The organism is Mucilaginibacter sp. P4_A11 (assembly GCF_056402535.1).
The window spans coordinates 422,151-436,736 of the sequence record NZ_JBFUHE010000002.1 but is presented as its reverse complement, the minus strand read 5'-3'; the positions used below and the strand labels follow the sequence as shown (position 1 = coordinate 436,736).

Genomic DNA, 14,586 nt, shown 5'->3' with positions numbered 1-14,586 from the left:
GTTTTTTCAATTAGATGTCGCTATGAACGATTTGTTACGTTTTAAAACCACATAATTAGCATGCAGGGCATGGGCCTGGTCTGCAATAAGCTGCACAGTTTTAGGGGTATTTGTTGCATCAATAATTATAGTATGATATTCGTGATTTTTATTAATAATTGCAAGCGGAATTTTAGGACTCCCGGTGATATATAGGTAATCTGTTTTTTGTTTTACTGCTGATGTGGTATCCTCGTAATTTTTACTGATGATAGTAATGAATTGATTGCGGAATTGGATAAAACCACCTTGTTTTCTTAAAAATCCCGACCGGATCTCCTGGTTTGGTTTATACAAAACAACATCATTTATCTTGCAACTATCCAGGTACGGTCTGATAGAATAATTGTAGTTTTTGTCTGTATCGGCAAGGTTGCTTAATACAATACCCTGGTTGCCGTTTTTAAATACGATGCCCATATTTTTACGCAGGTTTAAAAAGGCGATGCTGTTTGTAGTGTACGATCGGTACTTTTTTATGCTGATGCTTATAGCTAATAAAAATATCAAGACTATCGAAGCCCTTAGCAGCCATACTTTTCTATCGTACAAAAAGTAAAACGCACATATAATGATGGCGTAAAGCAGCAGGTACTCGGTTGTGGTTAGCCATATTTTACTAATGCTTGCAAAGGGCAAATGCTCAACCCGGGCCAGTACATAGTTCATGAACAGGATCGATTTTTCAAGGATCCAGGCAAGGGCAGTGGATATATAGGGGATTTTTGGCAGCAAAAGATAGAAAATCCCGCTATACATAATAACAGCGGTAGGAATAACAATGAACAGATTGCTGAAGAGAAAATAAACTGGGAACTGGTGAAAATAAAAGGCACTCAGCGGAAAGGTAATAACCTGTGCGGCTATCGACACTGAACATAAGGCCCAGAGTTTGCGAACCCATTTATTATCAAACGTAAACCATGCATAAACCACAGGCTGTAAAACAACGAGCCCGGCAACCGCGAGATAGGAAAGCTGAAAGCCTACATCGGTTATCAGCAAAGGGCTATAAAGCAATAATATAAAGGCGGATATTGCCAGGATATTTAAATTGTTGATATACCTGTTGTACGTTTTGCCAATGATAACCGTGCTGATCATCACAGCCGCCCGGCAAACCGCAGGCGAAAACCCGGTGAGCATGGCATAATACCAGATGATGGGAATAATGATGATGGCTTTGATTAGCCTGCCATGTTTAAACCTGTTCAGGAAACGCAGCAAAAATGCCAGTAAAGCCCAAATGATAGCCACATGTGCACCCGAAACTGAGAGCACATGGATGGTGCCCGTTTTGGAATAGGCCTGCAGCACATCTTCGCTTAAATCAGCTTTGTAGCCTAATATCAAGGTGGAAGCTACCGCAATAGCGTTTGGATCATGGAGTTGCTGTTTGAATTTTTGAACCATTTGCCGCCTTAAAGCCAGTGCATTTGCTATGAATGGGTTACCCGTGTTTGATTGCACCAACCGGTATTGCCCCGGGTATAAAAACTCCTGGTAGTATATGTTTTGATGAGCCAGGTATTTTTTATAGTTAAACTCGGCAGGGTTAAACGGCGGATCAATGGGGGCGTACCTGCCGGGGATGAGCAGTTCATCGCCATAAGCGAGTTGCAATGCGCTGCTATCTTTTATGGCGATCATCAGTGTTCCTGTGGATATGGCTGGCTGTTTTTGATTGATGTTTGCAACAACGTTTGCCGTAAAACGGATGAGCCCGTTTTTAAGCTGAGGTTCACTATTAATGCGTACTAGTAGTCTTTGTGCAGGGAGTTTGGAGAAATGACTGGTATTATTGAGTTCGTTATTATTGACGATGGCTATCCAGCCCGCAAGTAATAATAACAGGTGAATGATTATACCGCCCAACCACCGTTTTTTATAAATTTTAAAGCGCGTATAATAAAAATTAAGCAGGAGGAACAGGGTCAGCAGGATTGTAAAACCAACGGCCAAAGGCATTAAGTATATTCCCGAACTGAAATTGATACCAATACTTATGCCCAATAAAAAAGGGAGTAATAAAATAACAACCGGGATCTCGCCCTTATGGTTAGCGATCATATCTTAGTTCCGGAATTGTTATTGCAGGTGGCGACATGGTTATAGGTTAACCTGATAATTTTTTAAAAAATAAAGATAGTTTTTATGCGGAAGATTACAACTGATCGCGCACCTCAAGCAGGAATTTTTTAAGGTTTTCGAGCGAATCGATAACGCGCTGGTTATCCTTGGTATCGCCCATGTTGCTTTTAAGATGCTCTTTTGCGCCGTTTAATGTGTAGCCTTTATCGCGGATGAGGTGGAAGATGATCTTGAAATTTTCGATGTCTTCGGGGGTAAAATAGCGGTTGCCCTTTTTGTTTTTCTTTGGCTGCAATACATCAAATTCCTTTTCGTAAAAACGTATAAGCGACTGATTAACATCAAACATGGCCGATACCTCGCCCATGGTGTAGTACATCTTGCTTATTTCACGTTCTTTATAAGGCATAATACAAATGTATCTATTTGATTTCGAAATCGGAATTTTCTGTGAGGCCTGATGTGTATAATAATCATAACCGGCCTGGTTTCTCAAAATGCATTTTTTCTCTGCGGTTGATAGGTTGTTTATAAAATCAAAAAATAGTAATATATTTATTGACTAATAACCTTATGACTATTAAACTATTGATAACATACACCCTATGTATGTTGAGCGCTATGCAGTTAAGTGCTGTTGAAGCTGATTCGGCTGTAACTGTAACTTCCTTAAAAAATGAATTCCGGTTTAATTGGAACAGCAAAAATAATCGTGTAGAGATAAAACAGAAACTCAATAGTATCTACACCAGCAATGCTTATCAGGTAAATTACACGGTATCCGAATTCTACAACAACAATATCTCCATTGATGATATCACCTGCAAGGTTGACGGTCGCACGCCCCGGGGGTTTAAGCCCGAATACACCTATTACGGCAGTGACGATATTTTTTATTCGGATGAGCGGGTGTGTTATTTTCCGCTCGAGCTGGCAAAAAAAGGAAGTACGGGGAGCGTTACTTTTGAAGAAACGCTTAACGATCCGCGCTACTTTACCAATATTTATTTTGCTGATGAATTGCCAGTACAACAAGGTGAAGTTACCATCGAAATTCCGCGCTGGATGAAGCTGGATATTAAAGAATTTAACTTCAATGGTTTTAATATAAAAAAGAGCACCGCATACAATAGCAGCAGCGATGCCGATATTATAACTTATATCTTTAGTAATATCCCGGCAATGAAAAAAGAGCCGCATAGCCCGGGTCCAACTTATATATATCCTCATTTGCTCATCATGTGCAAATCTGCCACAGCAGGTGGTAAACAAATTACATATTTTAATACCCTTGCCGATCAGTATTCCTGGTACCGCGAGTTGGTGAAGGATATAGCCGGCAACCCATCCCTGCTGAGCGCAAAAACTAAAGAACTTACCGCGGGATTAACCAACGATATTGATAAAATAAAAGCAATATTTTATTATGTACAGGACAATATCAGGTACATAGCTTTTGAAGATGGCATAGCAGGTTTTAAGCCTGAAAAAGCCGACGAGGTTCTCCGAAAAAAATATGGTGATTGTAAGGGCATGGCTAACCTCACAAAGGCCTTGCTTGAAGCTGCTGGTTATGACGCCCGGCTTTGCTGGCTTGGCACAAAACATATAGCCTATGATTACCAGACACCTTCAATGGCGGTTGATAATCACATGATATGTGCTTTAAATTACAAGGGCAAAACCTATTATCTTGATGCTACCGAAACCTATTTAGGCTTTAACGAATACGCCGAGCGGGTACAAGGCCGGCAGGTTTTAATGGAGGATGGTGATAAATATATTCTTGGTAAAATACCATATGCGCCGCAGGGGCAAAATTTAAGCAGTGAAACAAGCAAGCTTCATATTATTGGTGCAAGCCTGGCTGGTAAGGTGAGCAATGTTTGGAAAGGCGAGGATAAGGAAGGGGTTTTGGCAGGGCTAAATAGCATTAAACACGAAAATATCGAAGATGTTACTAAGCGTTATCTCGCCGCCGGCAGCGCCGATTATGTCATTAGTAACCTTGTTTTAAGCAGTACAAGTAATCCTGACAAGGATTTAACAGCTGTATACGATGTTGAGCGTAAAAGCGGTATATCAGCCTTTGGTAAAGAGTATTACATAGATATGGATAACCGCAAGGAATTTTCAGACGCGGCCATTGCTATCGATAATCGGAAAAATGATTACTGGTTTTCAGGTAAAGAACATATTATTACCGAAGTTGAACTTATACTGCCGCAAAATTACAAAGCTTCAAGCATCCCGCCCGATCTGAACATATCAAAACCTGGATATGAGTTTCATATCAGCTATGTTAGCTTGCTGGGGAAACTAACTTACAAAAAAACATTGCTTATAAAAAACACACTGCTTGCAAAATCAAATTTTGCACAATGGAACCAGGATATTGAACTGTTAAACAAAGCTTACAACGAAAACTTAGTTATAAAACCTGTATCACAATGAAAAAATCTCTACGTTTATTATTTTTCTTTTTACTATTAACTGGGTCTGCAAGTGCACAAAACAATAACCAGACCTACGCTGAAAAGGCGGCCGAAATTCGAAAGGACGTGTGGGGAACAACTGTGCCTGAGTTTGCCGCCACAAAGGTTCCGACTAATTTAAGCAATGAAAGTGCTGTGGTTTTTGCAAAATCATACAGTATGCAAAGGTCACAGACCAACAAATTTAAATTTATGATCATTACAGCGTCGTCAACCACGCGTACGCTGAAGCTTATCACTTTTCATGAGCGGGTTAAAATAAATGATAAATCGGCACTTGAAGATTTTTCAACCATATCTTACCAAAAGCGTCTTGACGAAAGCGTTCATATTTTGAGCGCTAAATTTTCCATGACCCATGATACCTATATTGGCGCCAAGATCATTAAGCCAACAGGCAAGGAAGTTATTGTAAATACCAGCGAAGAGGTGCTGATCAAAAATGAAAAGAAAGACCAGGTGAGCAAACTGGCCATATCTGATTTGCAGGTTGGCGATATACTTGATTATTATGTAAGCACCGTTGACGTGAGCGAAAAAGCAAGCACAGACAACTTTGCCGACAACGACCTTGTTTTTGTGTTGGCTGGCGAATACCCGGTTTTATACAGCAGCTATGATTTTCAGTATGCCAAAAAAGATATTGTAAAGCATATCTGTGCAAATGGCGCACCCCAGTTTGATATCAGTACCAATAGCGCGGGCGACCAGATCTACAGCCTTAAGGTCAGGGACCAGGCCAAGTACCCAAGCGAGTTTTGGATTTCCAAATTTCGCCAGTTTCCTTATATCGAAATCAGCAGTTCACATACTATGGGTTTCGTAAAGTTTGTTTCAGGCGGTAAAGCCGGCGAAAGCGCTGCTGATAGGTTACAGGCTAATAAATCAATTTTTGAGGCTGCTTTTACAGAACGGGAGCTTCCTTATTTCAGTGAGGTTGCTGATCGCCTGAAAAAATATTTCGACGGTAAAAAGAATATTAAAGCCGCACCGCTTGATAGCGTAATGAAAGTGCTTTACAATATTAGAAAAGGAATGGTTTTTGGAAGCTATTCGAAAGATGATATTGGCAAAGTTGATGAGATCAACTATCGCCACATGGCTACAAAGTTTAATGCCATTATTATGAGTATGGTTTTAAATGATCTGAAAATCGATTACGATGTATTATTGGTTAGTTCGCGCAATGCTAACACGCTCGATAATATTTTTAATTATAGTGATTTTGATGCATGTATCCGTATAAACGATACAAAGCCACTATATATGTTCTTTGATGATGCTGCAACTCATTTTAATGAGGTTCCCCAGCGCTTCCAGGGCGAAAAAGTGATTGTACTTGCCCCCAAGAGGGAAAGCGCCACCAAATACTCATTTACGGAGGGAACAGCAGTTTTGCCGGTAATGGCAGCTTCGGTCAATACTATTAACGAGGAAATTAAAGTATCCCTTTTACCGGCCAGCATGCAAAAGCTGAAGATACAAAGGCTGGTTAAGCAAACAGGTTCTATGAGACATAATGATCAATTAGGTTTGTTGCCGGTAATTGATATTGATAATGCCCTTATGGAATTGTCAAAAAGTGACAAACTGGAAAAAAGACTGGCAGAAAATCCTGAAACAAAAAAACTGCGTGACGACTTTAGCTACGCTTTTTCAGATGATCAATCTAAATCAGTTAAAAAATTCACGGCTGAAATAAAAGCCCAGTATGAGCAGGAACCAACTCAGGTGGTCGATTGTAAAATTATAAATGCTGGTCTTGATAACAGCAACCCTGTTTTTCAGTACTCCGAATCGTTTGTGTTGGATAACCTGGTAAAAAAAGCAGGCAATAACTATATTATTGATGCAGGTAAACTTGCAGGTTCGTTTTATAAATTGGAGGATAAAGAGCGTAAACGCACATTTGACGTGTATATGCCATGTTCCCGCAGTTTTAAATATACTATTAGTATTGTTGTGCCACAAGGGTATGTTGCCAAAGGTTTGGAAGAGTTAGCGACAAAGAAAACCAACAAAACAGGTTCGTTCTCATCAGAAGCTAGTGTGAACGGTAACATAGTAACCATTGTGGTAACACGTGTTTACAATAACAATTTTGAAAAAGCAGAAAACTGGCCGCTCCTTACCGAGATGATTGACGCCTCGTCGGGCTTCAATGGGCAGAAAATATTGCTGGAGAAAAAAAGCTAAATAATTGAAAAATAAAAAGTCCGGAAACTAAACCCGGACTTTTTATTTTCTGTCTCATTCAGATTAATAGGGCGCTGCTGACGTATTCTTGGCGATACCGGGATGTGCTTTATACAGCTATTTGCTTTCGCTCCACGGTAGGGAAGAGGCTTTGCCCGCTAAAAAATCAGCTTTACGGCTGGCCAGGTCTTTAGCTTGCTGCTCGAGCACAGCATCGCTTTCATTATCTATGCGGTAGTTATAATCCAAACTATCAAGAAAAGCCAGGAGTACTCGTTTCTCCTGTTCGTTTTGAATGTCTACTCTTAAAGTTTCCATATACAAATTTAAACCAAATAAGGGGAATTGTATTAATATGTATCGACGAATGAGGGTTAAATAGACTTCAATTAATAAATAAATCCGAAATAGAAAATTGCTGTCCCCTCAGGCGCCCCGCGAGAGGCCTTGAAGGGACAGGGAAATAGGTTGTTTACTTTTTTATCGCGTAATTACTGGTAAACTCCCTTATGGCAATGGTGTCATTTTTGTCGAGCGCCATATTTATTCCAGGCAGGTTAAATTCATTTGAGGATGACATCATATACCTCTTAATAAATTTGTTGCTTACAGGGTCTCTGTGCAAAAAGCAAATATCAAGTCCGTTAATCTTAGTTTCCGAATTATCAGTCGAGACAATCAGTGAACTACGGTATGAATATTTATTATTGTCATTCACTATGTTCACATATTTATAAAAAGGCGAAAATTTGGCTCTGACATCATCTCCATTATCTAATGAAATCTCCGAATCTATATCGTTAAAAAAAGCTTGTTTACCACCAGCTGATGATATCGAATGATAATGATCGGCTGCAATTTGAATTGTTTTTGGTGATGTAAATGTAATGTCATTTTGCTTTGTTGAGGTGGGATGTGATATAAGGTTAAGGCTTGTTGATGTAATAGCTTTGGCTTTAATAGCAGGGTCGGTGACTTCGCCCTGGTAGGTGAATACCCTTTCGGTCGATAGCGTTACTCCCTGGTATTGAAATGTTTTTGGGAAAGTGTTTGTTGAATTGCTGGTTTGGTTGTCTTTTTTGCAGGATAGACCCGTGATACTGGTAATAGTAAATAATAGAAGGATGGGTTTGTAGGAAAATTTCATAATAATTTGTRATAGATTGCAAAAATAGGTTAATATGTAATAGTCGATAGTTATAAATATATTTATTCTGACATCGTCGTAAGTTAAAAGTTTAACGGTACGTTAAACTTTTAACTATAAAGTTGAGCATCAGGTATTTTAAATAACAAATCACTTTCCGACTTCCGGACTTTCTGACTTCCGGACTATTATTTACCTTTGCTCCCTATGACTGCTACTGAAATACGACAGGCTTTTCTTGATTTTTTTGTTTCAAAGGGACATACCATCGTTCCTTCGGCACCAATTGTGATTAAAAACGATCCAACGCTGATGTTCACCAACGCGGGGATGAACCAGTTTAAAGATATATTTTTAGGCGAGGCGGCCCCCAAGGCCTCCCGCGTGGCTGATACGCAGCGTTGTTTGCGTGTATCCGGCAAGCATAACGATTTGGAAGAGGTCGGTATTGATACCTATCACCACACTATGTTTGAGATGCTGGGTAACTGGAGCTTTGGCGACTACTTTAAAAAAGAAGCCATTGCCTGGAGCTGGGAGCTGCTTACCGAAGTGTACAAGCTGCCTAAAGACCGCCTGTACGTTACCTATTTTGAAGGCGACGAAAAAGAAGGCCTTAAAGCCGATACCGAAACCTACGAACTGTGGAAACAGTATGTGGATGAAGCTAACATCCTGCGCGGCAATAAAAAAGATAACTTTTGGGAAATGGGCGAAACAGGTCCATGCGGTCCCTGCTCGGAGATCCATTTTGACAGCCGCCCGGATAATGAGCGTGCCGAAGTAAGCGGGGCTACATTGGTAAATGCAGATCATGACCAGGTTATCGAGATCTGGAATGACGTATTTATGCAGTTTAACCGCCTTAAAGGTGGCGTATTGCAACCACTGCCTAATAAGCATGTAGATACCGGAATGGGCTTTGAGCGTTTGGTACGTGTACTGCAAGGCAAAACATCTAACTATGATACGGATGTTTTCCAGCCGATGATCCAGTTCATCGCTGAAAAATCGGGCAAAAAATATAACAGCGCCGCCAAACCGGGCGATGCTGATTGGAATGATGCTGTAGCTATGCGCGTATTGGCTGACCACGTTCGTGCTATCAGCTTTGCAATATCTGATGGGCAGCTGCCTGCAAGTAATAAAGCAGGTTATGTAATCCGTAGGATTTTACGTAGGGCAGTGCGTTATAGCTATCAAACTTTAGGTTTCAAAGAGCCTTTCTTTAATCAGCTGGTACCGTTATTAGCTGAGCAGTTTAAGGGAGTATTCAATAATCTATTTGAGCAAAAAGACTTTGTGCAAAAGGTAATTTTGGAAGAAGAGGTATCATTCTTAAGAACCTTGGATAAAGGTCTTCAGAGATTGAACATAAATGAACTTGAGAGGGCTGCACAGAGATTTAATTTGATTGGAAAAGTCGATCAGAACAAACATGATTTAACCGATTTGCTAAATCAGCCATATTTGATTAATGGGAAAGTTGCTTTTGAAATATATGATACTTATGGTTTTCCATTAGATTTAATTCAATTAATTGCGAGAGAAAATGGATGGGTTGTAGATTTAGAGGGCTTTGAAGAGGAGCTTCAACTGCAAAAAACTCGTTCCCGTGCTGCCACAGCCATTGATACCGGCGACTGGATCGTATTAAAAGATGATGAATCGGTAGAGTTTACCGGTTATGATGAAACTGAAAGCATAGCCCACATAGTAAAATACCGTAAGGTAACTGCTAAAGGTAAAGAACAATATCAACTGGTATTGGATAAAACGCCTTTCTATGCTGAAAGTGGCGGTCAGGTAGGGGACAAGGGCGAACTGGTTTTTCCGGATGGAGAGATCATCCTGGTTACCGATACCAAAAAAGAGAACGGCCTGATAGTTCATTTTACCGATAAACTACCGCAGGATATTGACGATGCCTTAACCGCCATTGTTGATCCGGCTTTACGCAGCCAAACCAACAGCAATCACTCGGCTACGCACTTGCTGCATGCTGCCATGAAACAGGTATTGGGCAGCCACGTAAACCAAAAAGGTTCGTTGGTAAATGCTGATTACCTGAGGTTCGACTTTTCGCATTTTGCCAAAGTTACCGATGAGGAACTGGCGCAGATTGAGGCTATTGTAAACCAAAAGGTGCGCGAAAACATTCCGATTAAAGAAGAACGCAGCGTATTGTATGCTGAAGCCATCACCAGCGGTGTAACAGCCCTGTTTGGCGAAAAATATGGTGAATATGTGCGCGTAATTACTTTTGATGATAACTTCAGCAAGGAGCTTTGCGGTGGTACACATGTGAAAGCTACCGGGCAAATTGGTTTCTTCAAAATTATAACCGAAAGTGCCGTAGCTGCCGGTGTTCGCCGTATTGAGGCTATTACCGGTGTTGCTGCCGAAAAATATATCGTTACCCAAAATGCTTTGGTTAACCAGTTAAAAGAGCTGCTTAAAAATCCAAAAGATATTTCAAAAAGCATTGAAGGGTTGCTGGATGAAAATGCCAAACTGAAAAAAGAGATCGAGAAATCGATCCTCGAAAAATCGTCAGGCTTAAAAACCGAGTTGGCTCAAAAAGCTGAGGCTATTGGTGATATCAATTTTATCGCCCAAAAAGTAGCCCTGCCAAATGCAGATGCGGTTAAAAACCTGGCTTACCAGTTAAAGGACATCGTATCAAACCTGTTCCTGGTGCTGGTAGCTGACTTCGACGGCAAGCCAAGCATTACCGTAATGATTGCCGAAAATCTGGTGAAGGAAAAAGGCCTGCATGCCGGTAATATCGTAAAAGAGCTGGCTAAAGAGGTTAAAGGCGGCGGCGGCGGTCAGCCGTTTTTCGCTACTGCCGGTGGTAGTGATGTAAGTGGGTTGGATAATGTGCTGGTAAAAGCGAAAAGCTTTGTAGGGTAACACCAAATAAATAAAGGGGGCGTCATTGCGAGGCACGAAGCAATCCCCAATTAGCAGAGCGGCTAAGCAAGTCACCCTGTATAGTTAGGGATTGCTTCGTGCCTCGCAATGACGTGAGGTTTAATAGACTTTTAAACAAAAACGACCGTCTCAACAGAGGCGGTCGTTTTGTTTATATATAAAATCTCAATAAATATTAATGATGATGACCATTATTGTGTACACGGTGATCAACTACGCGGGTACGTTTTACCACCCTTGTATGCGGCCTTGGGTTATGGTTTACAACCCTGGTGCGGTTCACTACATGTGTACGGTTCACCACCCTGGTATGGTAATGATCACGCACAATAACGTTCCTTGTGCCGCGATAACGGGCATAGGTGTCACGGTCGTGCGCAAAATAGGTGTATGGCCTTGGGCGGTTTACCGCTACCTTGTAACCGGTGGCAATGTTGTAGCTTCTATAGCGAGGAGGCAAAGCAGCCCTTCTAACCCATGTACCGCCTTCTAAATAAACATATTGATGGGTTGGTACATAATAGTAACTCTCTACATCGGGCAGGTAATAATAGTTAACACCGGCGTATTCGGCGGGCGGGTTCCATAAACCAACGTTTACATTTACGTTTACCTGTGCATTTGCTTTTGTAACCGAAGCTGCAAGTACAAAACATCCCGCAAGCATTCCTAAAATTAATTTTTTCATGGTGTCTGTCTAAATATGCGGCAATATTCAATTATTGTGCCTTTTATAAATAGACGGCAGTAATTACCGAAAGTTTAATGGGATGATGGCGGACATATTTGGATTGGATATTTTCAGGGCCTGATCGGCAATCGATAGCCATCAATCTCTATAACCCCTACCTTGCTACTATATAATTGTACTTTTAGCGTTGTTTTAAAAGCAAAATGGTGCTTTTACTGTATTAATCTTTATATATTTGACTTTTATACATCAGTAAAATCATAGCTGAATTTTTATTTTTATGACAGTTCTCGCAGACGGGGTAGCCGAAAAGTACGAGTTGGTAATAGGCCTCGAAGTACACGCACAGCTATCTACATCAAGTAAGGTATTCTCGGCAGATTCGGCTGCTTTTGGTGCCGAACCTAACCGCCATGTTAGTGCGGTATCGCTGGGGCATCCCGGCACTTTGCCCTTTATTAATAAAAAAGCGGTTGAATATGCTGTTAAAATGGGCCTGGCCTGTAATTGCACTATCAACCTTAATAATAGCTTCGCACGTAAAAATTATTTTTATGCCGATTTGCCTAAAGGTTATCAGATCAGCCAGGATCACGCGCCCATCTGTCTTAAAGGTCACGTACCTGTAAAGCTTGCAGATGGCACTGAAAAGAATATCGCACTGCATCACATCCACATGGAAGAGGACGCAGGCAAAAGTATGCACGACCAGCACCATGCCGATTCACTGATCGACCTGAACCGCGCCGGTGTGCCCTTGGTTGAGATCGTATCTGAACCAGATATGCGCAGTGCAGAAGAGGCTGGTCAGTTCTTGACAGAAACGCGTAAGCTGCTTCGCTACCTTGATATTTGCGATGGAAATATGGAAGAAGGCAGTATGCGCTGCGATGCCAATATCTCGGTAAGACTTAAAGGCGCTACCGCATATGGTAACCGCTGCGAAGTGAAAAACCTTAACTCCATTCGAAACGTGCAGCGTGCTATTGAGCATGAGTTTGTTCGCCAGATAAATATTATTGAGGCTGGGGGGCACATCGACCAAAATACGCTGAATTTTAATGCAGATACAGGCGAAACATCAGTACTCCGCTCAAAAGAAATGGCAAATGACTACCGCTATTTCCCTGAGCCGGACCTGCCGCCGCTGAAACTTACCAACGAGTATGTCGAGAACATCCGCAAAAGCCTCCCGGCGCTACCCGCACAGTTATATCATAAGTATACCGAGCAATTAGGGTTAACGGCTTATGACGCTTCAGTAATTACAGCCGACAGGGATACGGCCGTCTATTTTGAATCACTAATAAAACATACGGATCATTATAAAGCTGCTGCCAACTGGCTGATGGGTGCGGTGCGTTCGTACCTGAATGATCATAACCAAACCATTGGTAACTTTGCTGTTACGCCGCAAAACCTTGCCGCCCTCATCAAACTAATTGACACCGGGGTGATAAATAATTCTGTAGCTTCGCACAAGTTATTCCCTGCTATGGTCAGGGAACCGGGTAAAAAACCGGAGGATCTGGCTAAAGAACTTAACCTGTTGATCAGTGCTGATGGTGATGATGTAACCCGTTTTATAAAGGACGCCATCGCCAAATTCCCTGATAAGGTTAAGGAATACCAAAAGGGGAAAAAGGGCGTTTTAGGCCTGTTTATGGGCGAGATCATGAAAAACTCAAAAGGCAAGATCGATCCGCAGAAAACTAACCAGCTATTGATAAAGGAATTAGAAGCTAAATAAATGAAAGTTAAAAATATGGCTGTCGGCGCGCTGTTATTGCTTAGCGCAGGCATGTACTCTTGTAAAAATAAATCGCAGTTCAGCGTTTCAGGAACTATTAAAAATCCGGGTAATCTTAAGGCTGTTTATTTGATTGAGGCTGATAGCTCGGGCTTAAAAGTTGTCGACTCTACTTCATTGGGCGAGGGCGGCAAGTTTGAGTTTAAGCATGTGGCGCTTTATCCAAACCTGTTTAAACTTCGTGTAGGCAATACCGGTCCACAGGGAAGCGAAATGCAGGGCGAAAACCTTTTCGATTTCATTGCTAAAAATGGCGACGATATCGAGTTTGAAACGGACAATAACAATAAAAATCATGAGTACACCATTAAGGGCTCAGATGACTCGGATAAAATAAAAGAGTTTAACCGCATCAGCAATATTTATGGTGATAAAAACGCCAAGCTTTTTGCAGAGTACCAGGAAAAATCTCACGGCGAACGTAATGATTCGCTGCTAAAAATATACATGCCTATATTTTTGAAAAACGTGAGCGAAAGTGGCGAGGCAGTTTTAAAATTTGTGAACGATAACAAGAAATCGCTTGCAGGTTTTTATGCGGCTACCACACTTGATCCTACCAAATACGAAGGGCAGCTGATCAAATTTGCCGATGACATCCGGGGCGATTTCAAAGATAACCCTACTGTACAAAAGTTCATTAAACAAATGGACAAGGTTAAGCCGATATCGATAGGTCATAAAGCACCGGAATTTACCGTTAACGGTATTGACGGGAATCCAATCAAATTATCTGATTACAAAGGCAAATATGTGATGATTGATTTCTGGGCTTCATGGTGCCAGCCTTGCCGCCAGGAAAACCCTAACGTAGTAAAGCAATACAATACCTTTAAAGGTAAAGGCTTTAATATTTTAGGTATATCGTTAGATAAAGGTAAACCGGAATGGCAAAAAGCTATTAACGATGATAAGCTTACCTGGGCACATGGTTCTGATTTAAACGGCTTTGAAGGCCCTACAGAGGCTCTTTACCATATTGAAGCTATCCCGTCAAACTTTATCATTGATCCTCAGGGAAATATAGTTGCCAAGAATATTACGGGAGCCGATCTTGAAGCTTTTTTAAATAAAACATTTAAATAGCCTCAACTTACGGTTAATATTAGGTAACGTTTAACAATTTGTTAATATCAGCTTAACCATTAGCTGTTGTAAAGCGTATACTTTTATACAAAAA

General features: G+C 41.1%; 10 protein-coding genes. 5 read left to right on the top strand and 5 right to left on the bottom strand.

Going from position 1 to position 14,586, the window contains the following annotated elements:
* Positions 1-6: 6 nt before the first annotated feature.
* Together AC1DUD_RS05745 and AC1DUD_RS05740 are read right to left on the bottom strand one after the other, a co-directional pair.
* A complete protein-coding gene (locus AC1DUD_RS05745; protein ID WP_477372492.1) occupies positions 7-2,109 on the bottom strand; it encodes a ComEC/Rec2 family competence protein in 2,103 nt (700 codons plus the stop codon).
* 94 nt (positions 2,110-2,203) lie between these two features.
* Complete coding sequence (locus AC1DUD_RS05740; RefSeq protein WP_426586292.1) at positions 2,204-2,539, bottom strand: MerR family transcriptional regulator; 336 nt, start codon at positions 2,537-2,539, stop codon at positions 2,204-2,206.
* 164 nt (positions 2,540-2,703) lie between these two features.
* On the opposite strand from AC1DUD_RS05740, the gene AC1DUD_RS05735 reads away from it, so the two are divergent.
* On the top strand, positions 2,704-4,584 hold the full coding sequence (locus AC1DUD_RS05735; RefSeq protein WP_477372489.1) for a transglutaminase-like domain-containing protein: 1,881 nt from the start codon (positions 2,704-2,706) through the stop codon (positions 4,582-4,584).
* Entirely contained in the window at positions 4,581-6,821 is a 2,241-nt protein-coding gene (locus AC1DUD_RS05730) for a hypothetical protein (protein WP_477372487.1), read from the top strand. Before AC1DUD_RS05735 ends, AC1DUD_RS05730 begins: the two co-directional genes overlap by 4 nt.
* A 117-nt stretch (positions 6,822-6,938) precedes the next feature.
* On the opposite strand, the gene AC1DUD_RS05725 is transcribed toward AC1DUD_RS05730, so the two are convergent.
* Positions 6,939-7,139, bottom strand: coding sequence for a hypothetical protein (locus AC1DUD_RS05725; protein WP_477372485.1), 201 nt, complete (start codon positions 7,137-7,139; stop codon positions 6,939-6,941).
* A 154-nt stretch (positions 7,140-7,293) separates the two neighbouring features.
* A complete protein-coding gene (locus tag AC1DUD_RS05720) occupies positions 7,294-7,968 on the bottom strand; it encodes a hypothetical protein (protein WP_477372483.1) in 675 nt (224 codons plus the stop codon).
* Between the two features lie 207 nt (positions 7,969-8,175).
* Here AC1DUD_RS05720 and alaS point away from each other — a divergent pair, with 207 nt between their 5' ends.
* Positions 8,176-10,884: an alanine--tRNA ligase gene (alaS, locus tag AC1DUD_RS05715; RefSeq protein WP_477372481.1), complete on the top strand. Its 2,709-nt coding sequence runs from the start codon at positions 8,176-8,178 to the stop codon at positions 10,882-10,884.
* Positions 10,885-11,080: 196 nt separating this feature from the next.
* On the opposite strand, the gene AC1DUD_RS05710 is transcribed toward alaS, so the two are convergent.
* The gene (locus AC1DUD_RS05710; protein ID WP_477372479.1) at positions 11,081-11,593 is read right to left on the bottom strand and encodes a hypothetical protein; all 513 of its coding nucleotides are present in this window, start codon (positions 11,591-11,593) and stop codon (positions 11,081-11,083) included.
* 283 nt (positions 11,594-11,876) lie between these two features.
* Here AC1DUD_RS05710 and gatB point away from each other — a divergent pair, with 283 nt between their 5' ends.
* Both gatB and AC1DUD_RS05700 read left to right on the top strand, forming a co-directional pair.
* A complete protein-coding gene (gatB, locus tag AC1DUD_RS05705) occupies positions 11,877-13,346 on the top strand; it encodes an Asp-tRNA(Asn)/Glu-tRNA(Gln) amidotransferase subunit GatB (RefSeq protein WP_477372477.1) in 1,470 nt (489 codons plus the stop codon).
* Positions 13,347-14,492, top strand: a complete 1,146-nt coding sequence (locus AC1DUD_RS05700; RefSeq protein WP_477372475.1) for a redoxin domain-containing protein — start codon at positions 13,347-13,349, stop codon at positions 14,490-14,492.
* The last annotated feature ends 94 nt before the right edge of the window (positions 14,493-14,586 follow it).

Coding starts and splice junctions, on each gene's coding strand:
- AC1DUD_RS05745 (WP_477372492.1), bottom strand. CDS start 2,109: ATGATCGCTAACCATAAGGGCGAGATCCCGGTTGTTATTTTATTACTC.
- AC1DUD_RS05740 (WP_426586292.1), bottom strand. CDS start 2,539: ATGCCTTATAAAGAACGTGAAATAAGCAAGATGTACTACACCATGGGC.
- AC1DUD_RS05735 (WP_477372489.1), top strand. CDS start 2,704: ATGACTATTAAACTATTGATAACATACACCCTATGTATGTTGAGCGCT.
- AC1DUD_RS05730 (WP_477372487.1), top strand. CDS start 4,581: ATGAAAAAATCTCTACGTTTATTATTTTTCTTTTTACTATTAACTGGG.
- AC1DUD_RS05725 (WP_477372485.1), bottom strand. CDS start 7,139: ATGGAAACTTTAAGAGTAGACATTCAAAACGAACAGGAGAAACGAGTA.
- AC1DUD_RS05720 (WP_477372483.1), bottom strand. CDS start 7,968: ATGAAATTTTCCTACAAACCCATCCTTCTATTATTTACTATTACCAGT.
- alaS (WP_477372481.1), top strand. CDS start 8,176: ATGACTGCTACTGAAATACGACAGGCTTTTCTTGATTTTTTTGTTTCA.
- AC1DUD_RS05710 (WP_477372479.1), bottom strand. CDS start 11,593: ATGAAAAAATTAATTTTAGGAATGCTTGCGGGATGTTTTGTACTTGCA.
- gatB (WP_477372477.1), top strand. CDS start 11,877: ATGACAGTTCTCGCAGACGGGGTAGCCGAAAAGTACGAGTTGGTAATA.
- AC1DUD_RS05700 (WP_477372475.1), top strand. CDS start 13,347: ATGAAAGTTAAAAATATGGCTGTCGGCGCGCTGTTATTGCTTAGCGCA.